Here is a 22,060-nt window from a genome sequence, read left to right on the forward strand (position 1 = left end):
TCACGGTAGACCACCCGTTGGCGCGCTACTGGTGTTCGGCCGACAGGTACGGCGTCTCGCGCAGGTAGTACGCCCCGCAGGTGTGGCAGCACAGCTCCGGCGTCTTGCCCCAGTCCACCGGCTCCCGCACCTGCGCGCCCGGGTCGAGCTCCCGGCCGCACATCGCCACGCTCTCCGCCCCCCGGACCATGTGCCACAACCGCACCCCGCCGGTCGCACCCCCGGACCCGTACTCGGCTCGCATCTGGTGCTTCATGCGGCCATCGTCCGGCCCTCCGGCCACCCCGGCAACCGGTGGCCGAACAGGCGTGCTGGGCAGCATCGATCACTTAGCGCCAAATCCGATCGAAACCAGCCATCCGCAACCGGTAGGGTTCGCGGGCGCGACCAGCGCCGACGGCCCTGCCGGAGGTCTCAAGTCGCCCGAAATCAACCCCATTTACCCCAATCTGGAGCTTCTCAACGTGCGCTCTTCTCGCCTTCTGGCCGCGTCCGCGCTGATGGCGCTCTCCTTCGGCACCACGGTCGGCGCCGTCAGCGCGAGTGCGGTCGGAGTCCCCTCCTCCCCGCCCCCCACCTCCAGCACGGCCACCCCGAGCGCCCCCGCGCCGAGCACCCCCGCGCCGAGCACCCCCGCGCCGAGCACCCCGGCCCCGAGCACCACCCCGAGCGCCCCCGCCACGGCGACTCCGAGCACCACCCCCAGCCACACCGCGACGGCCACCCCCACCAACCGGCCGTCCACCCTGCCGATGCCGACCCCGACCAACAGCATGCGATGCCACGGCGGCGTCTACCAGAGCCCGCTGCTCAAGGTCACCGGCTCCGGCCTGTACGGCACCACCCTGGTCAAGGGCGGACCGGCCGCCGAGCTGAGCGTGACCTGGCAGAACAACAGCGGCGTCGATCTGCCCGTCGTCCACAACTCGCTCTACGTCACCGACGAGTTCGACGGGGACTACCCCGTCCAGTGGAGCACCGAGTTCTTCGACGTGCAGCTGAACACCGGCTCCGGCTGGAAGCCCGCAAAGCTCGACGACCGCGACCTCCAGTCGCCGGACATCAAGCTGGCCAAGGGCGAGAAGATCACCTACCAGGTCCGGATCGCCGCCACCGCCAAGGCCCCGGTCGGGAACTACGGCGCCAACTACGACGCCGGCTCCGACGCGTTCGACAACGACAAGGTGCCCACCCCGGCCAACGACAAGCCGAACGCCTGCACCCAGTTCTACAACCCCTTCGAGGGCAAGTTCCGGGTCGCCGAGGCCGGTGGCGCCAGCAGCACCCCCGCGGCCGCCGGCCACGGTTCGGCCTCCGCCTCGCCGTCGGCGGGCCCGCACCTGGCCGAGACCGGCGCCGACTCCAACACCCTGCCGATCGCCCTCGGCGGCGCCGCCGTCCTGGCGGCCGGCGCCGGCACCGTGTTCGTCCTGCGCCGCCGCAAGGCCGGCGCGCACAGCTGACCCCTGCACCCGGGTGAACGCCGGGGGCGCGGACCGTGGTCCGCGCCCCCGGCGTTCGTCGTATCAGTTCGTCGTATCAGTCCGTCGTCATCGGTTCGCCGTGTCAGGACGCTGCCCGCAACAAGGCGCCGTCCTGCCACTTGAGGATCTTGTCGAAGCTCACGATGGCGCCCCGGAGCGGGTGGTTGCGGAGCTGGACGTGGTCGGTGAGGGCGTGGATGAGGAAGAGGCCCCGGCCGGATTCGGCGGTGAGGTCCGGGAGGGTGTCGAGGTCCACGGGGCGCAGCGTGGGCGCCGCGGGGCGGGCGGGGAGGACGTGGGTGTCGTAGGGGTGGCCGTCGCGCCGGGGCTGGTGGGCGGTGAGGACGCGGGCCGGGACGGTGGCGCGGCCGCGGCGGGGGCGGCGGTGCGCGGCCGGGCGGGGCGGCGGCGGGGGGACGGGGCGGCGGCGCACCGCCGGGGCGGGGGTGCCGACGGGGCCGGGAAGGCCGGGGCCGGAGTCGGTGACCTCGATCCGCAGGCGGTCGCCGCTGATCGAGGCGGTGACCTGGAAGCCGCCGTCGGGCCGCCCGCAGGCGCCGTGCTCGACGGCGTTGGCGCAGGCCTCGCTGAGGGCGACGCCGAGGTCGTGGGCGATCTGCGGGTCGACGCCCGCCGTCGCCATGGCACCGAGCAGGATGCGCCGGGCCAGCGGGACGCTGGCCGGGTCGCGCTTGAGGTGCAGAGTCCACCAGATGTCCACGGGAGGTCCCTCCTGGCTGCGGCTCCACATACAACTAGGTATCTCCGGGCGATTCGGCGGTGAACCGTGCCCGGGGCCCGCTGCCGCCCGTTCGGCGGATGGACTGAGGCCGTGGATTGTGCCGAGTGGCGCACTCGCCGGCCTGCACGCCGCTGCCGAACGGGGCATTCGTAGGGATTTCCCACCCTGCCCACGCGGGCGAGGTAGGCGGTGAGATGATGTCTCGGCCATGACTGCCCTCCCCGCCGCCCCGCTCCCGGGCGCCCTCGCACCGGATGCGCCGGTGGGGGCCGCCGCCTGGGACCTGCGGCTTGCCCGGGCCGTCCCGTTCGCCCTGGTGTGCACGTTGATAGCGGCCGCCGGGCACGCCCTGGCGGGTGGCGGGAACGTGCCGCCGGCCGCGTTGGCGACGGGCTTCGCCGCGGTGCTGGTGCTCGCGGTGGCCTGCGGTGGGCGGGAGCGTTCGCTGACGGCCATCGCCGGTGCGCTGGGCGCGGGGCAGCTCGGGCTGCACTGCCTGTTCCACAGCTTCAACGGCCACGCCGCGATCGGCGGCATGGCCGGCATGCACCACGGCGGCTCCGGTCCGCTGACCCTGCCGACCGTGGCGGGCCGGCTGATCTGCAACGAGGCGCGCCCCGGCACGCTGGCCGGCCTGCCGGGGAGCCCGACCGCCGAGCAGCTGGTCTCCTCGGCGGGCCTGGACCCGAACGCGTACGCCGTCGCCCCGTGGTGGCAGGGCGGCGTGTTCGGGATGACGCCGTCGATGCTGGCCGGGCACCTGGCCGCCGCGCTGGTCGCGGGCTGGTGGCTGCGGCGCGGTGAGGCGGCGCTGTGGCGGCTGGTGCGGGTGACCGCGTCGGCGGCCCGGGAGCACTGGGCGGCGCCGCTGCGGTCGGCGCTGGTGCTGGTGGCGGCGCTGCTGCGCGGCCTGTTCGGCGCGGCCGGTCCGGCCCGCCGGTTCGGCGTCCGGGGCGGGGAGAGTCCGCTTCCGGCGGGTGCCGCGCTGCGGCACAGCGTGGTGCGGCGCGGTCCGCCGCTCGGGGCCTTCGCGTACTGATCCGGCTCCTGGCGCCCCGTTCGTGTCGGGCCCCGGTCGTGCGCAGCGTCCCGGGCCGGTCCCGCGTGTCCCCGACATCCCGTGTGTCCCCGACACGCCGACGGCCCCCGGTTCCGCCCCCACACGTCCCCAGCACGTCCCCACGCGCGGCCCCGCCGAGGCACGGTCTTCCCGTCGCCCGGACGCGGGCCGGTCCGCCGAGCTCCGATCGGAGACACCGCATCATGCGTTCCCTTCCCACCCGCCGTCTCGCCGCCGTCGCCCTCACCGCCGCCGCCTCCGTGGTGGCGCTGGCCGGTCCCGCGTTCGCGCACGTCACCGTGAACCCGGGTGCGGCCGCCCAGGGCGGCTACACGGCCGTCGACTTCCGGGTGCCGAACGAGAGCGACGCCGCCGGCACGGTGAAGCTGGAGGTCAACCTCCCGCTGGACCACCCGCTGGCCTCCGTCCGCACCCTGCCGCTGCCGGGCTGGACCGCGACCGTCGAGAAGGCGAAGCTCGACAAGCCGATCAAGGTGCACGGCAGCGACGTCAACGAGGCCGTCTCCAAGATCACCTGGACCGCCGACGCCGGCACCAAGATCGCCCCCGGTCAGTTCCAGGAGTTCCGGGTCTCGATCGGCCCGCTGCCGTCCGACGCCGACAGCATGGTCTTCAAGACCCTGCAGACCTACGACAACGGCGACATCGTCCGCTGGATCGACGAGTCCAAGGACGGCCAGCCCGAGCCGGCCCACCCGGCCCCCGTCCTGAAGCTCACCAAGGCCGCCGCCGGTGAGGACGCCCACGGCGGCGTCACCGCCTCCCCCTCCGCGGGCGCCCACGGCGACAGCTCCGACCACGCCGCGGCCCCGGCCGGCGCCAAGTCCAGCGACTCCACCGCCCGGGTGCTCGGCGTGGTCGGCATCGTGGTCGGCGTGATCGGCACCGCCGTCGGCGTGCTCGGCCTGCGCCGCCGGAGCAGCGGCTCCGCCTCCTGACCCACCCCGCCGGCGGGGCCGTACCCACGCCCCGGGTACGGTCCCGCCGGCGGTCCCACCCCGCACGATCGGATCTCCCATGCTCCGCACCACCCGCACCACCCGCCTGGCCGGCGCGGCCGCCGTCGCGCTCGCCGCCGCCCTGACGCTGACCGCCTGCGGCTCCTCCGGGGGCGGCTCGACCGCCGCCAAGGTCGTCCAGCAGAAGTCCGACTCGCCGTACCAGGGCACGGTGCTCACCAAGAACTTCGAGAAGCCCGACCTCCAGCTGACCGACACCTCCGGCCAGCCGTACGACCTGCGGCAGCAGACCAACGGCAAGACCACGCTGCTGTTCTTCGGCTACACCAGCTGCCCGGACGTCTGCCCGACCACCATGGGCGACATCGGCGTCGCGATGAAGGCGCTCCCGGCCGAGGAGCGGCAGAAGGTCAACGTCGTCTTCGTCTCCACCGACCCGCAGCGCGACACCCCCAAGGTGCTGCGCACCTGGCTGGACTCGATGGGCAGCGACTTCATAGGCCTGACCGGCGACCTGGCCAAGGTGAAGACGGCCGCCAGGTCGCTCGGCATCATGATCGAGGACCCGGTGGTCAACGCGGACGGCACCGTCACCTCGACCCACGGCGCGCAGGTGCTGGCCTTCCTCCCCTCGGACGACAAGGCGCACGTGCTCTACCTGAGCGGCACCGAGGAGAAGACCTACGAGCACGACCTGCCGCTGCTCGCCAAGGGGGTCGCGGCATGAAGGCCTCGACCGGCCACGCCCCGGCCGGCCGCGCGACCCTCGGCTTCCGACGGACGGCGCTCACGGGCGCGGTACTGGCGACGGCCCTGGGCGGCGGCGCCATCCTGGTCGCCTGCGGGGCAGGCGGTCAGGGCGGTGCCGGCGGCGGGGCGGCGAAGCTGAGCGTCGCCGACTCCTACATCCCGCTGCCCCCGGCCGGCGGGATGGCCGCCGGCTACCTGACCGTCCGCAACGACGGCGGGCAGGACCAGCTGGTCAAGGTGAGCAGCCCGGGCGCCGAGTCCGTCACCATGCACCGCTCGACCCCGTCGAGCATGGAGCAGGTCCCGAGCCTGGACGTGCCCGCGCACGGCGCGTTGGAGTTCGCCCGCGGCGGCACCCACCTGATGATCATGGGATGGCAGAAGGCCCCCGCCCTCGGCGACGAGCTGGAGCTCGACCTGACCTTCGCCAAGTCCGGCACCCTGTCGGTCAAGGTGCCGGTCAAGGAGCTCACCTACCGCCCCGGCCAGAGTTAAGGGGACCGCCAGCATGGAGAAGGCCGCCCACCGCCGCATCGCCGGACTGCTCGGGACGCTCGGCGCGCTGCTCGCGCTGATGCTCGCCGGCGCCGGACCGGCCGCCGCGCACGCCACCCTGGAGTCCACCGACCCGCACCAGAACTCGGTGGTCGCCACCGCCCCGCAGGCGGTCACGCTGACCTTCAGCGAGTCCGTGTCGCTGTCCAGCGACTCGGTGCGGGTGCTCGACCCGGCCGGCAAGGCGGTGGACACCGGCAACCCCGGGCACGCCGACGGCAAGGCGGACACCGCCCGGGTCGGACTGAACAGCGGGCTCGCCAACGGCACGTACACCGTCGCCTGGCGGGCCGTCTCGGAGGACTCGCACCCGATCGGCGGCGCGTTCACCTTCTCCATCGGCGCGCCCTCGGACACCTCGGTGTCCGCCACCGCGCTCCAGGGCGCCAAGGCCGACGGCCTGGTCTCCGCCCTCTACGGCACCGGGCGCACCGTCGCGTACGCGGCGTTCGCGCTGCTCGCCGGCGTCGCCGCGTTCGTGCTGATCTGCTGGCCGGAGGGCGCCGCCCGGCGCCGGATGCAGCGGCTGCTGATGACCGGCTGGGCGGCGCTGCTGGCCTCCACCGTCGCGGTGCTGATGCTGCGCGGCCCGTACGAGCGCGGTTCGGGGATCGGCAAGGCCCTCGACCTGTCGCTGGTGCGCGCCACCCTGGACGAGCGGATCGGCACCGCGCTGGCCGCCCGGCTGCTGCTGCTCGCGGCGAGCGGGGTGTTCCTGTCGCTGCTGGTCGGCCAGTTGGGGCAGCCGGCCCGGCCGGCGGTGCGGCCCGGCGGCGCCGGGAGCACGGGGAGCACGGGGAGCGCCGGAGGCGCGAGCGACGAGGAGGCCGAGGAGGCCGAGCTGCGGGAGCTGGAGCAGCGCGCCGCCGAGCGGCCTCAGCGCGAGGCCCGGCTGGGCCTCGGCGTCGCCGGGCTGGTGCTCTCGATCGCCCTGGCGGCGACCTGGGTCGGCGCCGACCACGCCTCGGTCGGCATCCAGGTCTGGCTGTCGCTGCCGCTCGGCATGCTGCACCTGATCGCGATGGCGCTCTGGCTGGGCGGCCTGGCCGCGTTGCTGGTCGCGCTGCGCGAGGGTGTCGGCGCGCAGGTCGTCGACCGCTTCTCGAAGGTCGCCTTCGGCTCGGTCGCGGTGCTGGCCGCCACCGGCGTCTACCAGTCCTGGCGCGGCCTCGGCAGCTGGGGCGCGCTGACCGGCACCGAGTACGGGCGGCTGCTGCTGGTGAAGACCGGCTGCGTGGCCGTGATGCTCGGCGCCGCCTGGTTCTCCCGCACCTGGCTGGCCCGGCTGCGCGCGGCCCCGGCCGAGGCGGCGGAGGTCGAGCCGGCCGCTGTGCCGGAGCCGGTCGGCGTCGCCGCCGCGCACTCCGAGGACCCGCTCCGGCAGGCCCAGCTGGCCCGCCAGCAGGCGGCCCGGGAGAGCGCCGGGCGCGAGCGCGGACTGACCCCGACCCGGGCCGGGCTGCGCCGCTCGGTGCTGGTCGAGGCACTGGTCGCGGTGGCGGTGCTGGTGGTCACCACGATGCTCACCAACTCCCCGCCCGGGCGGGTGGCGAGCGAGGTCAAGGCCGGTGCCGCCGCACCCGCCGCCGGACCGGCCGCCGGGGGCGCGCCCGCCCCGCAGACCGAGCCGGGCCGCACCGTGGAGCTCAAGCTCCCGTACGACACCAAGGGCCGCACCCCGAACGCCAAGGGGACGGCGACCGTCACCCTCAACCCGGCCCGGACCGGTCCGAACGAGGTGCACCTCGCGCTGACCGGCGCGGACGGGCAGCCGGTGGACGTCCCCGAGGTGCAGCTCGCCTTCACCCTGCCGGACCGCGACCTCGGCCCGCTGCCGGTGGCGCTCACCCCGGAGGGCACCGGCCGCTGGAGCGGCACCGCGCAGCTGCCGCTGGCCGGCACCTGGGTGGTGTCGGTGCAGATCCGCTCCTCCGACATCGACCAGACCACCCCGACCCAGCAGTTCAAGATCGGCTGACCGCGATGGAGCACACCTCGACGGACCGCACCACGGCGGACCGGGCCACGACGGACCGGGCCACGGTGCCGAGGCCCGCAGCACAGGGTGCTCAGGCGCCCGGCCGCGCCGGCTTCACCCGGCGGGCCCTGCTCGGCACCGCCGGCGCCGGGCTGCTGGCCGGCGCCGGAGCCGGCGCCGCCGGGGCGGTCGCCCTGGACCGCCACCCCGGCGCGGCGCCCGCCGCCGGGCCGGGCGGCGCGCTCGGCGCGGCCCGGGTGCCGTTCCACGGCGAGCACCAGGCCGGCATCCTCGAACCCCAGCAGGCCCGGGTCCAGCTGGCCGCCTTCGACCTGGCCGAGGGCGCCGGCCGGGACGGGCTGCGCGCCCTGCTCCAGCGCTGGACGAAGACCGCCGAGCGGCTGACCGCCGGGGAGCCGGCCGAGGACGCCGACAACCAGGTGGCGCTGGACGCCGGCCCCTGCTCGCTCACCCTCACCGTCGGCTTCGGCGCCGCCCTGTTCGACAAGGCCGGGCTGGCCGACCGCCGCCCGCAGGCGCTCGAACCGCTGCCGCCCTTCCCCGCCGACGCGCTCGACCCCGCACGCGGCGACGGCGACCTGTTCGTCCAGATCGGCGCCGACGACGCCCTGGTGGCCGTGCACGCGCTGCGGGTGCTGCAACGCCAGGCGGCCGGCACGGCGGCGCTGCGCTGGCAGTCGGCCGGCTTCGCCCGTACGCCCGGTGCCACCGCGCGCCCGATGACCGGCCGCAACCTGATGGGCCAGATCGACGGCACCAACAACCCCCAGCCGGGCGAGGACGGCTTCGCCGCCAAGGTGTTCTGCACCGCCGGGCCGGACCGGCCGGCCTGGCTCGTCGGCGGCTCGTACCTGGTGTTCCGGCGGATCCGGATGCTGCTGGACAACTGGGAGGCGCTGCCGACCGACCGGCAGGAGCGGGTGATCGGGCGGCGCAAGTCGGACGGCGCACCGCTCGGCGCACCCGCCGGGGCCGGCGAGCGCACCCCCGTCGACCTGGCCGCGCAGGGCCCGGACGGCGCGCTGGCGATCCCCGCCGACGCGCACGTCCGGGTGGCCGCCCCGGCCGCCAACGGCGGGGCGGCGATGCTGCGGCGCGGGTTCTCGTACCACGACGGCCTGCTGCCCGACGGCTCGCCGGACGCCGGGCTGCTCTTCCTCGCCTTCCAGGCCGACCCGCGCAAGGGCTTCACCCCGGTGCAGCGCAAGCTGGCCCGGGGGGACGGCCTCTCCCGCTTCCTGCGGCACGAGGCCAGCGGCCTGTACGCGGTGCCGCCGGGCGTCCCGGCCGGCGGCTACCTCGGCCAGCAGCTCTTCGAGTAGCACGCCCCCGGCGGTCTCCGGTCCCGGCAGTCTCCGGTCCCGGCCACCGAAACGCTTTCCTGGCCGACGGGCGGAGTCGTTATGGTGACTTCTTCGGCAACACCCCTGCCCCGGTTCCCCCCTGTTTCCCACGGAGGCGTCATGTCGGCCACCCGCTACACCTACCTCGGTCCGGCCGGCACCTTCACCGAGGCTGCGCTGCGCACCCTGCCCGAGGCCGCGACCCGGGAGCTGGTGCCGCTGGCCTCGGTACCGCTGGTGCTGGACGCGGTGCGCGGCGGGGACGCCTCCGGGGCGTTCGTCCCGATCGAGAACTCGGTCGAGGGCGCCGTCACCGCGACCAATGACGAACTCGCCGCCGGTGCACCGCTGATGATCTACCGTGAGGTGCTGCTGCCGATCTCCTTCGCGCTGCTGGTGCGGCCGGGCACCGACCTGGCGGGGGTCAAGACGGTGACCAGCCACCCGGTGGCCCAGGCGCAGGTGCGCCGCTGGCTGGCGGCCAACCTGCCGGACGCGCAGTGGGAGTCGGCCGCCTCCAACGCGGACGGCGCCCGGCTGGTCGCCGAGGGCCGCTACGACGGGGCGTTCGCGGGCGAGTTCGCGGCGCCGATCTACGGCCTGGACCCGCTGGTCAAGGACATCGCGGACGCGCAGACCGCGACCACCCGGTTCGTCCTGGTCGGCCGCCCGGGCCGGGTCTCCTCGCCGACCGGCGCGGACAAGACCTCGATGGTGGTCTGGCTGCCGGACGACCACCCGGGCGCGCTGCTGGAGCTGCTCCAGGAGTTCGCGGTGCGCGGGGTCAACCTGATGCGGATCGAGTCGCGGCCGACCGGCGAGGGCATCGGCAACTACTGCTTCCTGATCGACTGCGAGGGGCACCTGTCCGAGCGCCGGGTGGCGGAGGCCCTGATGGGGCTGAAGCGGATCAGCCCGCAGGTGCGGTTCCTCGGCTCCTATCCGCGCGCCGACCGGCAGGTCTCCACGCACCGGCGGCCGGGGACCTCGGACGACGATTTCACGGCCGCCGCCGACTGGCTCTCCCGGTGCCTCGACGGGCGCGGCGACATCTGATCCACGCGAGGGCATCGTGACGACATCTGATCGATGCCCTTTGTCTTTCCGCCCTTTTCCGATCGTTTTCTCCCGGCCGGGCGGAAGGGGGCGGGTGACCGCACCCGTCGTCCACAGGGGCCCGCGGCGCCGGAACCCGCCATCCACAGGGGCGGGGACTATCCACAGCCGAAAGTTATCCACAGGCCTGGGGATGAGTCGACAAACCGGTATAGCCACTGCAGGTTTCGGTCGGATCATTGGTTAGCGGCGTAGAGATGACTAATCGGACCAGAGTCACCCGTGTGCCAGCAAATCACCCGTCCGAGTGCTTCAATTCCCTCACCCGAGAAGGTCAAATGAGGTTTGAAACCTCAATTCCCTGGCTTCGGTGATCGGAGGGCCAACCTCCCCTTCAATCCACAGGCACCGCCCGGATCCTGTGGATAACCCCGGCCCCGCCCGTTCCCCACAGAAGTTATCCACAGGATCCGGGCGGTTATCCCCAGGGGAAAACCCGTACCGGTGGATGAGCCTCCGCCCGGTACGCTTGGGCCTGTGATTGACCTTCGCCTGCTTCGTGAGGACCCTGACCGAGTGCGCGCCTCGCAGCGCGTCCGTGGCGAGGACGTCGACCTGGTCGACGCCCTCCTCTCCGCCGACGAACGGCGCCGGTCCTCGGGCAGTCGCTTCGACGAACTGCGCAGCGAGCAGCGGACGCTCGGCAAGCAGGTCGCCCAGGCCAAGGGCGAGGAGAAGGCCGCCCTGCTGCAGCGCACCAAGGAGCTGGCCGCCGAGGTCAAGGCCGCGGACGCCGAGCAGGGCGCGGCCAAGGAGGAGGCCGATCGCCTGCTCCGCTCGCTGGCGAACCTCATCGACCCGGCCGCCCCGGTCGGCGGCGAGGAGGACTTCGTCACCCTGGAGGAGATCGGCACCCCGCGCGACTTCGCCGCCGAGGGCTTCGAGCCGCGCGACCACGTCGAGCTCGGCCAGATCCTGGGCGCGATCGACACCGAGCGCGGCGCCAAGGTCGCCGGCGCCCGCTCCTACTACCTGACCGGCGTCGGCGCGCTGCTGGAGCTCGCCCTGGTCAACATGGCCATCGCCCAGGCCACCGCCGCCGGCTTCATCCCGATGATCACCCCGACCCTGGTCCGGCCCGCCGCCATGGACGGCACCGGCTTCCTCGGCCAGGCCGCCGAGAACGTGTACCACCTCGCCGAGGACGACCGGTACCTGGTCGGCACCAGCGAGGTCCCGCTCGCCGCGTACCACATGGACGAGATCCTCGACGCCGAGAAGCTGCCGCTGCGCTACGCCGGCTACTCGTCCTGCTTCCGCCGCGAGGCCGGCACCTACGGCAAGGACACCCGCGGCATCATCCGCGTCCACCAGTTCGAGAAGGTGGAGATGTTCGTCTACACCACTCCCGAGGACGCCGAGAACGAGCACCGCCGCCTGCTCCAGTGGGAGAAGGACTTCCTCAACGCGCTGGAGCTGCCCTACCGGGTGATCGACGTCGCCTCCGGCGACCTCGGCGCCTCGGCCGCGCGCAAGTTCGACATCGAGGCCTGGATCCCGACCCAGGGCAAGTACCGCGAGGTCACCTCGACCTCCAACACCACCGAGTACCAGGCCCGCCGGCTCGCCATCCGGATGCGCGAGGAGGGCAAGACCCGCCCGCTGGCCACCCTGAACGGCACCCTGGTCGCCGTCCCGCGCACCATCGTGGCGATCCTGGAGAACCACCAGCAGGCCGACGGCTCGGTGGTCGTGCCCGAGGCACTGCGGCCGTTCCTCGGCGGGCGGACCGTCCTCGAACCGGTCAAGTAGCACCGCGCCACCCGCACCACCCGCAACTCCCGGGAGACGTACGGCCCATGAGCACCACCAGCCCCAGCCCCGTCTCCCCCAACGGTGAGCGCCCGAGCGGCGAGCGCCCGAGCGGTGGCGACCTGCCCTACCGGCTGGTCGCCACCGACCTCGACGGCACCCTGCTGACCAGCACGGAAACCGTCTCCGAGCGCACCCGCGCCGCCCTGGCCACGGCCACCGGCGCGGGCGCGCTGCACATCGTCGTCACCGGCCGCTCCGCCGCCTGGGCCCGCCCGGTCTTCGACGAGATCGGCTACACCGGGATAGCCGTCTGCGGCCAGGGCGCCCAGGTGTACGACGCCGGCGCGCACCGGCTGCTCACCTCCCTCACCCTGGACCGCCGGCTCGCCGCGCTCGCCATCGCCAAGATCGAGGCCGAGACCGGCCCGCTGGCCGTCGCCGCCAACCAGGACGGCCTGGACGGCCAGGTGCTGGCCGGCCCCGGCTACGAGCTGCTGATCGGCTCCGACCTCCCGGTCGTCCGGGTCGACCGCGACCAGCTGCTCGACGCCCCGGTGAGCAAGCTCTACATCCAGCACCCCGGCCTGACCGACGACGCGCTCGCCGAGGCCGCCCGCCGCGTCGCCGGGGACCTGGTCGGCGTCGTGATGGCCGGCGCCGGAGTGGTCGAACTGCTGCCGCTGGGCCTGTCCAAGGCCACCGGGCTGGCCGTCGCCGCCCGCCGCCTGGGCGTCCGCGGGGCCGACACCATCGCCTTCGGCGACATGCCCAACGACGTGCCGATGTTCGGCTGGGCGGCCCGCGGCGTGGCGATGGCCAACGCCCACGAGGAACTGCTCGCCGTCGCCGACGAGGTCACCGCGAGCAACGACGAGGACGGCGTCGCCGTCGTCCTGGAACAGCTCTACCCGGGCGTCTAGGCCCTCCTCCTCCCGACCTCGCCGTAGTGTTCGGCGGGGGTTCACCTCCAGTTGTAGGATGACCGGGCAAGCGGTTGTAGGATGACCGATGACCGGCGTTGACCAGCGGCGCGGTGACCGACAACGAAGGGAGTACCGGCATGACCAACGACGGCAACAGCCTCCAGGCGGCCGGACGGCGCTCCCTGGTGGACACCGCGATCGACCAGCTGCGCGAACAACTGGCCGGCGGCGTCTGGCCGGTGGGATCGCAGATCCCCACCGAGCACGAACTCGCCGAGCGGCTCCAGGTCGGCCGGAACACCGTCCGGGAGGCGATCCGGGTGCTGGTGCACGCCGGCATGCTGGTCTCCCGCCAGGGCGAGGGGACGTTCGTCCGCTCCACCAGCGACCCGGCCGCCGTCCTGCGCGGCGTCCAGCGCTCGGGCATCCGGGACGTCCTGGAGGTCCGGGCCGCGCTGGAGACCGAGGCCGCCCGGCTGGCCGCGCTGCGGCACACCCGCGAGGACGTCGAGCGGATGCGGGCCGCGCTGGCCCGCGAGGCCGAGGTGATCGCCTCGCACGCCGAGCGGACCGACCGCGAGGCCACCGTCGAGCACGACCTGGAGTTCCACACCGCCATCGTCGAGGCCGCGCACAACCCGGCGCTCACCGAGGTCTACCGCTACTTCGGTGCCTCCGTGCGCGAGTCGATGACCTCGGCCTTCGGCGACCACGACATGCCCGAGGTGGCCGTGGCCACCCACGCGGCGCTGGTCGACGCGATCGAGAGCGGCGACCCGGACCGTGCCGAGGCCGCGTGTCGTGCGCTGCTCGCCGAGCCGACCGCGGCCGTCGAGCAGCTCCTCGCGGCCATCGCGGCCCGGAAGTGACGTAGGCACCCGCCTCCCTTCCGTCCTCCGCGCCCTCTCGCACATTCACGAAAGAACAGCACACCCATGGCCGTCACCCGTGCCCAGCAGCCGGTTGCCACCACGTCCCTCCCGCTTCCCGTCCGCACCCGGCTGGCCCACCCCGCGCTGCTGCTGACCGGCATCCTGCTGGTCGCGCTGAACATGCGCGCCTGCCTGGCGGCGGTGTCGCCGATGGTCGGCGAGATCCAGCGGACCTTCGGACTCTCCGCCACCGCGAGCGGACTGATCACCACCGTGCCGGTGCTGTTCCAGGGCGTCGGCGCCCCGCTCACGCCCCGGCTGACCCGGCGGTTCGGCACCGAACGGGTGGTGCTGGGCGCGGTCCTGGTGCTGGGCGCGGGCGTGCTGCTGCGGGTGCTGCCCTCGGTGGCGGCGCTGTACGCGGGCTGCGTGGTGATCGGCGTGGCCATCGCGGTGCTGAACGTGTCGATGCCGGGCCTGGTGAAGCGGGAGTTCCCGGACCGGGCGGCGGCGATGACCGGCGTCTACTCGACCACCATGCTGGTCGGCGCGACCCTGGCGGCCGGTCTGTCGGTGCCGTTGGAGCACGCCCTCGGCGGCGGCTGGCAGGCCTCGCTGGGCACCTGGTCGCTGCTCGCGCTGATCGCCGCGGTGGCCTGGCTGCCGCAGGTGCTGCGCTCCCGGCAGGAGCGGGCGGCGGCGTCCGGGGCGGCGGCGTCCGGGGCAGCGGCCCCTGCCGGTCCTGCGGCCGGTCGTGTGGCCGAGAAGCCGATCGAGGGCATCTGGCGCTCGCCGATGGCCTGGCAGATCAGCCTCTTCATGGGCATCTCGTCGCTGCTGGTGTACACCCTGGTCGCCTGGATGCCGACCATCCTGGCCGACCACGGCATGGACCGCGGCGAGGCCGGTCTGGTCTTCGCCTTCTCCAACCTGGTGCAGGTCGCGGGCGCCTTCCTGGTGCCGCTGCTGGCCGGCCGGATGACCCGCCAGCGCGGGCTGGCGGTGGTCATGGCCGGGCTGAACGGCCTCGGCATCGCCCTGCTGCTGATCGCGCCGGTGTCCGGCGCCTGGGTGTCGGCGACCATCCTGGGCGTCGCCCAGGGCGGTTCGCTGGGCCTGGGCCTGGCCTTCATCGTGCTGCGCACCGGCAGCGCGGCCGGCGCCGCCCAGCTGGGCGGGATGTCGCAGGCGGTCGGCTACCTGGTCGCGGCGGCGGGCCCGGTCGGCGCCGGCGCGCTGCACCAGCTCACCGGCGGCTGGACGGCCACCCTGGTGCTGATGCTGGTGCTGGCCACCGTGGTCGGCGCGGCCGGCTGGGGCGCGGGCCGCAACCGGACGCTCGGCTAGCACCTCCGCTCGGGCCGACCCCGACTGCCCCGGGTCGGCCCCGGCCGGCTACTCCTCGGCGGCCAGGGTCAGTCCGGCCAGCTTCACCGAGGCCAGCACCGTCGCCGCCACGGTGACCGCCAGCAGCAGCGGGACGGCCACCCCGAGCGAGACGTCGGCGCCGATCGCGGCGTCCCCGGCGACCGCCTCGGCCACCGACCGGCCCCACTGCTGGACGCTCAGCGCCCGGGCGCCCGACACGAAGTTGCCGATCAACGACTCCCAGACCAGCGCGTACCCCAGTCCGGCCACCACCGCGTGCCGGGTGACCACGCCGAGCAGCAGGAACAGCGCGCTGTACGCCGCCCCGGCGACCAGCACGGCCACGGTGTAGCCGAGCGCGATGCCGTCCCTGGTGCCGATCAGCAGCAGGCCGCAGAGCAGCGTCGGGAGGGCGGCGAACACCCAGGTGGTGCCGATCGCGACGACCAGCTTGGTGGTGACGATCTTCCACCGCGGCAGCGGCTTGGCCAGCAGGTAGACGATCGAGCCGTCGTCGATCTCGGTGGCGATCACGCCGGTGCCGACGACCAGGCCGAGGATCGGCACCAGGGTGCCGAGGCCGAGCTGCCCGAGGATCTTGACGGTGAGGTCGTGCTCGTTCCCGCTGGCGGTGCCGCTCGCGACGGCCGAGATGACCAGCAGCAGGGCGGGGACCACCAGCAGCAGGAGGCCGCGGCGGCGGCCCAGCAGGCCGCGCAGGGTCAGCCTGGCGACGGTCGGGTTCATGGTCGGTCGGCCCTTTCCTGGGTCCGGTACGGGAGTTCGGTGGCTCGGACGCCGGGCCTCGCGCGGACGCCGGGCCTCGCGCGGACGCCGGGCCTCACGCGGATGCCCGGCCTCACGCGGACACCAGGTAGGAGAAGACGCTCTCCAGCGACTCGTCCGCCGGCGAGACGGTGTACAGCCGGATGTCCGCCTCGCGGGCGACCCGGGGCAGCAGGGTGGTGAAGCCCTGGAAGTTCACCGCCTCGATCCGCAGCGCCCGTTCCCGCGCGTCCACCTCGACACCGGTCGTGGAGCCGTCGGCGATCAGCGCGGCGGCCAGCCGACGGTCGTCGCTGGAGCGGACCAGGTAGCGGTGCGGCCGGTCGGTCATCAGCCGGCGGATCTTCCGGAAGTCGCCCGAGGCGGCGTGCCGGCCGGCCACCACGACCTCGATGTGCCGGGCCAGTTGCTCGACCTCCTCCAGGATGTGGGAGGAGAACAGCACCGTCCGGCCGTCCGCGCCGAACCGGCGCAGCAGCTCCATCAGCTGGAGCCGCTGGCGCGGGTCCATGCCGTTGAACGGCTCGTCGAGCAGCAGCACGGCCGGGTCGTGGACCAGCGCGGAGGCCATCTTGACCCGCTGCTTCATGCCCTTGGAGTACGTCCCGGTGCGGTGGTCCTTGGCGTAGGCCATCTCCACCAGGTCCAGGGCGCGCCGGGCGGCGGCGCCCGGGTCGGCGAGACCGTGCAGTTCGGCGTTGGCGAGCACGAACTCCCAGCCGGTCAGGTAGTCGTACATCGACTCCCGCTCCGGGACCAGGCCGATCTGCCGGTACACCTGCTGGTTGCGCCAGATCGGCGCGCCGTCCAGGGTGACCGCCCCGCTGGAGGGCGAGAGGAAGCCGCTCATCATGTGGATGAGGGTCGACTTGCCCGCGCCGTTCGGACCGAGCAGGCCGGTGATACCTGGGCCGATCGTCATACTGATGTCGTTGACGGCGACCACGTTCCCGAACCAGCGGGAGACCTTGTCGATGGTGATGGTGGCCATGACGCCTCTCAAACTCCTCGGTTCATCAGACGCTGCGGTAGCGGCGCAGCAGCAGCCCGTACGAGCCGGACACCATCGCGAGGACGGCGGCGGTGAAGACGACCACGCCGAGCCCGCCGGGCGCGTGCATCCGGCCGTCCATCCCGCCGACGTCGAAGAGCTGGTTGGTCAGGCTCTCCACCAGGTCGTTCGGCGACAGCAGCGCGATCCACTGGGCGGAGTCCGGGACGGTGAGCTCGGTGGCGGTGCCGATCCGGGTCAGGATCGCCACCACGGCCGTGCTGATCGCCAGGTAGCCCATGATCCCGGCCACCCCGAAGCCGCGGCGCGGGGTCGCGGCGGCGACCACCAGCGCCACCGAGGTCGGCACCAGGGAGTACAGCAGGGCGGCGACCAGGCCGGACAGGAAGTGCCCGGTGTTGTGCCCGAAGTCCAGCCCGCCGAGCAGCGCCCCGATGTAGAGGACCAGCAACGGCGCCGCCATCAGCAGGAACTGGGCGCTGACCATGGCGGCGAACTTGGCCCGGACGTAGTCGGCGCGGGTGATCGGGCGGGAGAAGTACAGCGGGACGGTGTGGTGCCGGAGATCCCGGGAGAACAGCACCGGCGCCTGCGAGGCCAGGAAGATCGACACGACCAGCACGAACGAGGACAGGTACCGCGGGTAGTCCAGCGGCAGCTCCTTCGCGCTGGTGGCGAGCGCGATCGCCACCATGACCACGGCCGGCATCGTGACCACGCCGAGCACCAGCATCGGCAGCACCTTGGACTTGCCGGAGCGCCCGAGCCCGTACGCGGCGCGCAGGCTCTGGGTGAACAGCGAGCGGGTGGCGTAGGCCCGACCGAGCCGGGGCCCGGTGTAGCCGCGGTAGCCGATGTCGTGGATGACGCCGGTGTCGGCGGACCTGGTGTCAGGAGGCAGCGACATCGTCCGTCCCTCCCCTGTTCTCGTCGGTGAAGAGTTCGGCGACCCGGTGGCGGCGCTGCTCCAGCCGGACCAGGCCGAGACCCAGGCCGGCGACGGTGTCGCGGATGGTGTCGTAGGTGTCGTCGCCGGCCAGCCGGACCAGCAGCAGGTGCGAGCCCTCCGGCTGGACGGACAGCCCGGCGGCGGCCAGCCGTTCGCGGACGGCGTCGCCCGGCTCCGGGACGGCGTCCTGCGGGTGGTCCGTCACCTCGACCGCCAGGACGGCCGTCGCCTCGGTGAAGGAGGCGGTGGAGGAGGAGCGCAGCAGCTTGCCGCCGTCGATCACGACCAGGTGGTCGCAGGTGCGCTCCAGCTCGCCGAGCAGGTGGGTGGTGACCAGCACCGAGATCCCGAAGTCGGTGTGCACCCGGCGGATCAGGCCCAGCATCTCGTCCCGGCCGGCCGGGTCGAGGCCGTTGGTCGGCTCGTCCAGCAGCACCAGCTTCGGGTCGTGCACCAGCGCCTGGGCGAGCTTGACCCGCTGCTTCATGCCGGTCGAGTACCCGCCCATCGGCCGGTACCGCTCCTCGTACAGGCCGACGTGCCGCAGGGTGTCCGCGGTGCGCTCACGGGCGGCGGTGGCCGGCAGCCCCGCCATCCGCGCCATGTGCACCACGAACTCGGTCGCCGACACGTCGGGTGGCAGGCAGTCGTGTTCGGGCATGTAGCCGACCCGTTCGCGGATCTCCGGGCCCCGGGTGGCGACGTCCAGGCCGAGGACCTCGCCGCGGCCGGACGTCGCCGGGGCGAGGCCGAGCAGGATCTTGATGAGGGTGGACTTGCCCGCCCCGTTGGCCCCGACCAGCCCGACCACCCCGGGCCGCACCTCGACGGTGAGCTGGTCGAGGGCGGTGACCCGGGGGAACCTCTTGGTGAGGCCGTCCGTCTTGATGACAGCAGTGGACACCTGCTCAACGTAACGGGCCTACGCGCCAAGGGCTATGAGCTGGAATGACGAGCCCGTCTGCTGCTGCGGTATGACGCCGCGGAGGATCTCCCCTAAGGGGCGGAGCACCTCCCCCTCAGGGTCAGGACGTCCTCGTCGCCCGTGCGAGGCCGGCAACGGGGAATCCGGCGCGAGGTCCGACTCGGAAACGCCACCGGAGTCGCCGTGCCCGCGGTACCGGCCGCTTCCGATGCTCTCCGGGTCGACGTCCTCTATGTGGACGGCCTGGCCCATGCCTGACCTGTCGCACCCGCCTCGACGACCCGGCCGGGAGACGCGAAGACCACGCGGCCGTTCCGACCCATAGGGTCGACACCATGCGACTGAGCACCGTGATCCTGCCCATCCACCGATGGGCCGAGGGGCAGAAGATCTGGCGGCGGGCCGAGGAGCTCGGGTTCCATGCCGCGTACACCTATGACCACCTGTCGTGGCGGTCGTTCCGCGACGAGCCGTGGTTCGGATCGATCCCGACACTGACCGCGGCGGCCACCGCGACCGAGCGCCTGCGGCTCGGGACGCCGTGACATCAGTCAATCCTTCTTCATGCATCACACGCTGACCTGCGATGTTCCGCTGGTTCAGCCCCTGATGCCACTACCCCTGTGAGTCGGCGGGCCAGAACTTGGGCGGGGCGCTGGCAGGATCCACGATCCGCAAGCGGCTCTGCTGGGACGGGTCGACCGCATTCAGCGAGATCAGGCGCTGACTGTCTGCCTGGTCGAGTTCAGCCAAGGCATGGGGCAGGCCGGCGCACACGGTGGCGATAGCTGCACCGAGACCCACCAACCCGCCGTGCTTGTGATTCTGGCGGTACTCGATGCGATGCAGGCCCGACTCGGCGATGGCGACTACCTCGAGTGGACGGCTCAGTTGCTTCGTGTCATTCGTGACAACGATCTGAAAGCCGTCCGCTGCCGCACGCGCATAGAGGTCGACGTCCCTGGTTCCCGCCCACCCGCTGAGTTCGGCCACGTGCTCGACAACGTGGTGCTTCAGGAGCAGCCGCACGATCCGTGCCATGGGAAGCGGCACATTCTCGTCGAGCAGCAGCTTCAAGACGCTGCCTGCCGGATTTCCGCATCCTCGTAACTGTCGACATAGTCGGCGAAGTCCGCTGCGTCGCGCGCTGCCTCTGCTGTGACGCCCGGGTAGTAGTCGCCGATCTGCTCAGGTGGCACGCCGTCCCGTAGGAGAGCAGCAACCTCTGTCGCCGGGATACGTGTCCCCTCGACGACCGGCTCGCCGCCTCGCACAGCAGGGTCAATAGACACGTGCGGCCGGGGTTCAAGGAGGTCCGGGATTCGCCGACCACCACGGTAGAAAGGCGCAAGCACGTCCACCATGTCGTGAATGACGACATTGCCCTTGCTCCGCACAAGGTCCACTGCGTGGTCCGGGTCTGCCAGGTAGATCGTGTCACCGCCCGCGACCAGCCGGTAGGCCGAGAGGTGTTCCCCTTCGTCGAGGCCCTCGCGCAACGTGCTCAGCGCCCGCCTGATCTTCTGGAGGGATGCCTCCTCGCGAAGACGGACACAGACTCGGAGAGCGACCACGTCGCGAAAGGAGTAGAGGATCGGACGAGACGTCGAGATCTCCGGCACCAGGACAGCGCCGCGCTCGCCGGTGGCCCGCCGCCAGTGCGACAGCTGCCGCAGAGTCGCACCGGACAACGCGGCAGCCAGTTTGGGCTCGTACGACATGCGGCACCTCCTTGGCTCCAGACGACAATCCGACGCTACTTCATCGTCCCGTACGGGCATCAGGCTCGCCAGCATTTCACCCGGATGAGGCCGCCGAGACGCGCCGCGCCCTCGTCCAGCCGCCGCTCAGGGCCCGCCGCCTCCAGAAGGGCGGGAGTCAACCACCGATCGAAGCGCGCGCTCTGCGCGAAGGCGACCGACTCCCCCTTCAACTCGGCACTGCGCTCGATGAGATCGGTGAGCGAGCACTCGCCGTGATCCGTATCCCGAACGGCGATCGCCATGTCCTGCTTTCTCTGCAGGTGAGTTCCGAAGTGATGTGTGAGCTGCTTGGCGTCAGCCGGTCCAGTGGCGGTAAGCCTCGATCCACTCGGCGCCGTCCGGGGCAGGTGTCGGCATCGGCAGCTCCAGGATCCCGATCTCCTGTCGAACACGGCCGCGAAAGCACAGTGCGACGATCCGGCCATCCTGAGTGAGGTCGACGCCGCGCACAGTCACCTCCACTCCGAGAACCGTCGTGCCGAACGGCACCGCGAGGTTCTCCTCCAGCATGGTGAACAGACCGGTCAGCTGCTCGTCCTCGCCGTAGGCGTCGACGGTGGCCTCATCGATCATGGCCTCAAGCTCGGTCCTGCCCAATGCACCCATGGCACTACGCTAGCGGCTACGCATGTGTCGTCACTGCGGGTTGCTCGCAACCTCACCTGCCGGAGCACACGCGTAGGGTCGAGGGCATGCGCTTGAGTACCGTGATCCTCCCCATCCACCGGTGGAGCGAGGGGCAGAAGATCTGGCGGCGGGCCGAGGAGCTCGGGTTCCATGCCGCGTACACCTATGACCACCTGTCGTGGCGGTCGTTCCGCGACGAGCCGTGGTTCGGATCGATCCCGACACTGACCGCGGCGGCCACCGCGACCGAGCGCCTGCGGCTCGGGACGCTCGTGACATCGCCGAACTTCCGCCACCCCGTGACGCTGGCGAAGGAGCTGATCACGCTGGACGACGTGTCCGGCGGGCGGGTCACACTGGGCATCGGCGCCGGCGGTACCGGCTTCGACGCGACGGCGATGGGCCAGGAGGCGTGGTCGCCGAAGGAGCGGGCGGACCGCTTCGGCGAGTTCCTGCCGCTGCTTGACGAGCTGCTGCGCACCGACGCCACCACCCGCGAGGGCACGTACTACTCGGCGGTCGAGGCGCGGAACGTCCCCGGCTGCGTGCAGACCCCCCGGGTGCCGTTCTACGTCGCCGCGACCGGCCCGCGCGGGCTACGGCTGGCGGCCGAGTACGGGCAGGGCTGGGTGACGTACGGCGACCCGAAGGGCCCCGCGGACGTGCCGGTCGAGCAGGCGCCCGGCGTGATCGCCGCGCAGATCGCGAAGCTGACGGCCGCCTGCGAGGCACGGGGCCGGGACGCCGGCGAGCTGGAGAAGGTGCTGCTCCAGGGCTCGACCGCCGAGAAGCCTCTGCAGTCGCTGGACGCCTTCGTGGACTGGGCCGGCACCTACCGCGACCTGGGCATCACCGAGTTGGTGATCCACTGGCCCGTCCCGGACTCGATCTTCGAGAACGACCTCGCCGTCTTCGAGAGGATCGCCACCGAGGGCCTCGCCCAGCTGGCCTGATCAAGGATTCGCTTCCCGTGGTTCGCGCCGCCGACCCACGCGAAGCAACCAGTCCGCCGGCGGCCGACGGGCCGTTGGCGGACTAGCGGCGACACTCA

At 72.8% G+C, this 22,060-nt stretch carries 23 protein-coding genes and 1 pseudogene; 14 read left to right on the forward strand and 10 right to left on the reverse strand.

Features of this window, described 5'->3' with window-relative positions; genetic code table 11:
* Positions 1 to 25: 25 nt before the first annotated feature.
* The gene (locus AB0O82_RS08445; RefSeq protein WP_363581462.1) at positions 26 to 256 is read right to left on the reverse strand and encodes a hypothetical protein; all 231 of its coding nucleotides are present in this window, start codon (positions 254 to 256) and stop codon (positions 26 to 28) included.
* Positions 257 to 464: 208 nt separating this feature from the next.
* Between AB0O82_RS08445 and AB0O82_RS08450 the strand changes: the two genes are divergently transcribed.
* Complete coding sequence (locus tag AB0O82_RS08450; protein ID WP_363581464.1) at positions 465 to 1,463, forward strand: LAETG motif-containing sortase-dependent surface protein; 999 nt, start codon at positions 465 to 467, stop codon at positions 1,461 to 1,463.
* Positions 1,464 to 1,566: 103 nt separating this feature from the next.
* On the opposite strand, the gene AB0O82_RS08455 is transcribed toward AB0O82_RS08450, so the two are convergent.
* Complete coding sequence (locus AB0O82_RS08455; RefSeq protein ID WP_363581466.1) at positions 1,567 to 2,205, reverse strand: ATP-binding protein; 639 nt, start codon at positions 2,203 to 2,205, stop codon at positions 1,567 to 1,569.
* Between the two features lie 229 nt (positions 2,206 to 2,434).
* Here AB0O82_RS08455 and AB0O82_RS08460 point away from each other — a divergent pair, with 229 nt between their 5' ends.
* The 11 genes from AB0O82_RS08460 to AB0O82_RS08510 all read left to right on the forward strand — a co-directional run bounded on the left by AB0O82_RS08460 (position 2,435) and on the right by AB0O82_RS08510 (position 14,926).
* Positions 2,435 to 3,265 carry a hypothetical protein gene (locus tag AB0O82_RS08460; protein WP_363581468.1) on the forward strand — a complete coding sequence of 277 codons (831 nt, stop codon included), beginning with the start codon at positions 2,435 to 2,437 and terminating at the stop codon, positions 3,263 to 3,265.
* A gap of 224 nt (positions 3,266 to 3,489) precedes the next feature.
* Positions 3,490 to 4,245: a YcnI family protein gene (locus tag AB0O82_RS08465; RefSeq protein WP_363581470.1), complete on the forward strand. Its 756-nt coding sequence runs from the start codon at positions 3,490 to 3,492 to the stop codon at positions 4,243 to 4,245.
* Positions 4,246 to 4,324: 79 nt separating this feature from the next.
* Complete coding sequence (locus tag AB0O82_RS08470) at positions 4,325 to 4,993, forward strand: SCO family protein (protein ID WP_363581472.1); 669 nt, start codon at positions 4,325 to 4,327, stop codon at positions 4,991 to 4,993.
* Entirely contained in the window at positions 4,990 to 5,511 is a 522-nt protein-coding gene (locus AB0O82_RS08475; protein WP_363581474.1) for a copper chaperone PCu(A)C, read from the forward strand. Before AB0O82_RS08470 ends, AB0O82_RS08475 begins: the two co-directional genes overlap by 4 nt.
* Before the next feature lie 13 nt (positions 5,512 to 5,524).
* Entirely contained in the window at positions 5,525 to 7,549 is a 2,025-nt protein-coding gene (locus AB0O82_RS08480; protein WP_363581476.1) for a FixH family protein, read from the forward strand.
* 5 nt (positions 7,550 to 7,554) lie between these two features.
* On the forward strand, positions 7,555 to 8,892 hold the full coding sequence (gene efeB, locus AB0O82_RS08485) for an iron uptake transporter deferrochelatase/peroxidase subunit (RefSeq protein WP_363581478.1): 1,338 nt from the start codon (positions 7,555 to 7,557) through the stop codon (positions 8,890 to 8,892).
* Between the two features lie 141 nt (positions 8,893 to 9,033).
* Positions 9,034 to 9,969, forward strand: coding sequence for a prephenate dehydratase (gene pheA, locus AB0O82_RS08490; protein ID WP_363581480.1), 936 nt, complete (start codon positions 9,034 to 9,036; stop codon positions 9,967 to 9,969).
* Between the two features lie 537 nt (positions 9,970 to 10,506).
* Positions 10,507 to 11,781: a serine--tRNA ligase gene (gene serS, locus AB0O82_RS08495; protein ID WP_363581482.1), complete on the forward strand. Its 1,275-nt coding sequence runs from the start codon at positions 10,507 to 10,509 to the stop codon at positions 11,779 to 11,781.
* A 47-nt stretch (positions 11,782 to 11,828) separates the two neighbouring features.
* Positions 11,829 to 12,704 (forward strand): HAD family hydrolase, encoded by an 876-nt coding sequence (locus AB0O82_RS08500; protein ID WP_363581484.1) that lies wholly within the window; start codon positions 11,829 to 11,831, stop codon positions 12,702 to 12,704.
* 140 nt (positions 12,705 to 12,844) lie between these two features.
* Complete coding sequence (locus AB0O82_RS08505) at positions 12,845 to 13,576, forward strand: FadR/GntR family transcriptional regulator (protein ID WP_063351236.1); 732 nt, start codon at positions 12,845 to 12,847, stop codon at positions 13,574 to 13,576.
* Positions 13,577 to 13,642: 66 nt separating this feature from the next.
* Positions 13,643 to 14,926, forward strand: coding sequence for an MFS transporter (locus AB0O82_RS08510; RefSeq protein ID WP_363581486.1), 1,284 nt, complete (start codon positions 13,643 to 13,645; stop codon positions 14,924 to 14,926).
* A gap of 48 nt (positions 14,927 to 14,974) precedes the next feature.
* On the opposite strand, the gene AB0O82_RS08515 is transcribed toward AB0O82_RS08510, so the two are convergent.
* The 4 genes from AB0O82_RS08515 to AB0O82_RS08530 all read right to left on the reverse strand — a co-directional run bounded on the left by AB0O82_RS08515 (position 14,975) and on the right by AB0O82_RS08530 (position 18,598).
* On the reverse strand, positions 14,975 to 15,694 hold the full coding sequence (locus AB0O82_RS08515; protein WP_363581488.1) for an ABC transporter permease subunit: 720 nt from the start codon (positions 15,692 to 15,694) through the stop codon (positions 14,975 to 14,977).
* Between the two features lie 112 nt (positions 15,695 to 15,806).
* Positions 15,807 to 16,724 carry an ABC transporter ATP-binding protein gene (locus AB0O82_RS08520; RefSeq protein WP_363581490.1) on the reverse strand — a complete coding sequence of 306 codons (918 nt, stop codon included), beginning with the start codon at positions 16,722 to 16,724 and terminating at the stop codon, positions 15,807 to 15,809.
* 25 nt (positions 16,725 to 16,749) lie between these two features.
* Complete coding sequence (locus AB0O82_RS08525) at positions 16,750 to 17,652, reverse strand: ABC-2 transporter permease (protein WP_363581492.1); 903 nt, start codon at positions 17,650 to 17,652, stop codon at positions 16,750 to 16,752.
* Positions 17,636 to 18,598: an ABC transporter ATP-binding protein gene (locus AB0O82_RS08530; protein ID WP_363581494.1), complete on the reverse strand. Its 963-nt coding sequence runs from the start codon at positions 18,596 to 18,598 to the stop codon at positions 17,636 to 17,638. Before AB0O82_RS08530 ends, AB0O82_RS08525 begins: the two co-directional genes overlap by 17 nt.
* Before the next feature lie 356 nt (positions 18,599 to 18,954).
* Between AB0O82_RS08530 and AB0O82_RS08535 the strand changes: the two are divergent.
* Positions 18,955 to 19,158, forward strand: a pseudogene (locus AB0O82_RS08535) (LLM class flavin-dependent oxidoreductase); the annotation flags it as partial.
* Between the two features lie 76 nt (positions 19,159 to 19,234).
* On the opposite strand, the gene AB0O82_RS08540 reads toward AB0O82_RS08535, so the two are convergent.
* From AB0O82_RS08540 to AB0O82_RS08555, 4 genes are read right to left on the reverse strand one after another with little or no spacing between them, the layout of a single operon-like run.
* Positions 19,235 to 19,696 carry a DUF5615 family PIN-like protein gene (locus tag AB0O82_RS08540; protein WP_363581496.1) on the reverse strand — a complete coding sequence of 154 codons (462 nt, stop codon included), beginning with the start codon at positions 19,694 to 19,696 and terminating at the stop codon, positions 19,235 to 19,237.
* The gene (locus AB0O82_RS08545) at positions 19,693 to 20,340 is read right to left on the reverse strand and encodes a DUF433 domain-containing protein (protein WP_363581498.1); all 648 of its coding nucleotides are present in this window, start codon (positions 20,338 to 20,340) and stop codon (positions 19,693 to 19,695) included. The genes AB0O82_RS08540 and AB0O82_RS08545 overlap by 4 nt, the downstream gene beginning before the upstream one ends.
* Before the next feature lie 59 nt (positions 20,341 to 20,399).
* The gene (locus AB0O82_RS08550; RefSeq protein WP_363581500.1) at positions 20,400 to 20,624 is read right to left on the reverse strand and encodes a hypothetical protein; all 225 of its coding nucleotides are present in this window, start codon (positions 20,622 to 20,624) and stop codon (positions 20,400 to 20,402) included.
* A 52-nt stretch (positions 20,625 to 20,676) separates the two neighbouring features.
* Positions 20,677 to 20,988: a hypothetical protein gene (locus AB0O82_RS08555; protein ID WP_363581502.1), complete on the reverse strand. Its 312-nt coding sequence runs from the start codon at positions 20,986 to 20,988 to the stop codon at positions 20,677 to 20,679.
* A gap of 86 nt (positions 20,989 to 21,074) precedes the next feature.
* Here AB0O82_RS08555 and AB0O82_RS08560 point away from each other — a divergent pair, with 86 nt between their 5' ends.
* Positions 21,075 to 21,962, forward strand: a complete 888-nt coding sequence (locus AB0O82_RS08560) for an LLM class flavin-dependent oxidoreductase (protein ID WP_363581504.1) — start codon at positions 21,075 to 21,077, stop codon at positions 21,960 to 21,962.
* The last annotated feature ends 98 nt before the right edge of the window (positions 21,963 to 22,060 follow it).

Origin of the sequence: Kitasatospora sp. NPDC088264, assembly GCF_040685715.1 — a bacterium.
GTDB lineage: Bacteria > Actinomycetota > Actinomycetes > Streptomycetales > Streptomycetaceae > Kitasatospora.

Coding starts and splice junctions, on each gene's coding strand:
- AB0O82_RS08500 (WP_363581484.1), top strand. CDS start 11,829: ATGAGCACCACCAGCCCCAGCCCCGTCTCCCCCAACGGTGAGCGCCCG.
- AB0O82_RS08505 (WP_063351236.1), top strand. CDS start 12,845: ATGACCAACGACGGCAACAGCCTCCAGGCGGCCGGACGGCGCTCCCTG.
- AB0O82_RS08480 (WP_363581476.1), top strand. CDS start 5,525: ATGGAGAAGGCCGCCCACCGCCGCATCGCCGGACTGCTCGGGACGCTC.
- AB0O82_RS08510 (WP_363581486.1), top strand. CDS start 13,643: ATGGCCGTCACCCGTGCCCAGCAGCCGGTTGCCACCACGTCCCTCCCG.
- AB0O82_RS08445 (WP_363581462.1), bottom strand. CDS start 256: ATGAAGCACCAGATGCGAGCCGAGTACGGGTCCGGGGGTGCGACCGGC.
- AB0O82_RS08545 (WP_363581498.1), bottom strand. CDS start 20,340: ATGTCGTACGAGCCCAAACTGGCTGCCGCGTTGTCCGGTGCGACTCTG.
- AB0O82_RS08515 (WP_363581488.1), bottom strand. CDS start 15,694: ATGAACCCGACCGTCGCCAGGCTGACCCTGCGCGGCCTGCTGGGCCGC.
- AB0O82_RS08550 (WP_363581500.1), bottom strand. CDS start 20,624: ATGGCGATCGCCGTTCGGGATACGGATCACGGCGAGTGCTCGCTCACC.
- AB0O82_RS08555 (WP_363581502.1), bottom strand. CDS start 20,988: ATGGGTGCATTGGGCAGGACCGAGCTTGAGGCCATGATCGATGAGGCC.
- AB0O82_RS08460 (WP_363581468.1), top strand. CDS start 2,435: ATGACTGCCCTCCCCGCCGCCCCGCTCCCGGGCGCCCTCGCACCGGAT.
- AB0O82_RS08470 (WP_363581472.1), top strand. CDS start 4,325: ATGCTCCGCACCACCCGCACCACCCGCCTGGCCGGCGCGGCCGCCGTC.
- AB0O82_RS08465 (WP_363581470.1), top strand. CDS start 3,490: ATGCGTTCCCTTCCCACCCGCCGTCTCGCCGCCGTCGCCCTCACCGCC.
- pheA (WP_363581480.1), top strand. CDS start 9,034: ATGTCGGCCACCCGCTACACCTACCTCGGTCCGGCCGGCACCTTCACC.
- efeB (WP_363581478.1), top strand. CDS start 7,555: ATGGAGCACACCTCGACGGACCGCACCACGGCGGACCGGGCCACGACG.
- AB0O82_RS08560 (WP_363581504.1), top strand. CDS start 21,075: ATGCGCTTGAGTACCGTGATCCTCCCCATCCACCGGTGGAGCGAGGGG.
- AB0O82_RS08525 (WP_363581492.1), bottom strand. CDS start 17,652: ATGTCGCTGCCTCCTGACACCAGGTCCGCCGACACCGGCGTCATCCAC.
- AB0O82_RS08520 (WP_363581490.1), bottom strand. CDS start 16,724: ATGGCCACCATCACCATCGACAAGGTCTCCCGCTGGTTCGGGAACGTG.
- AB0O82_RS08475 (WP_363581474.1), top strand. CDS start 4,990: ATGAAGGCCTCGACCGGCCACGCCCCGGCCGGCCGCGCGACCCTCGGC.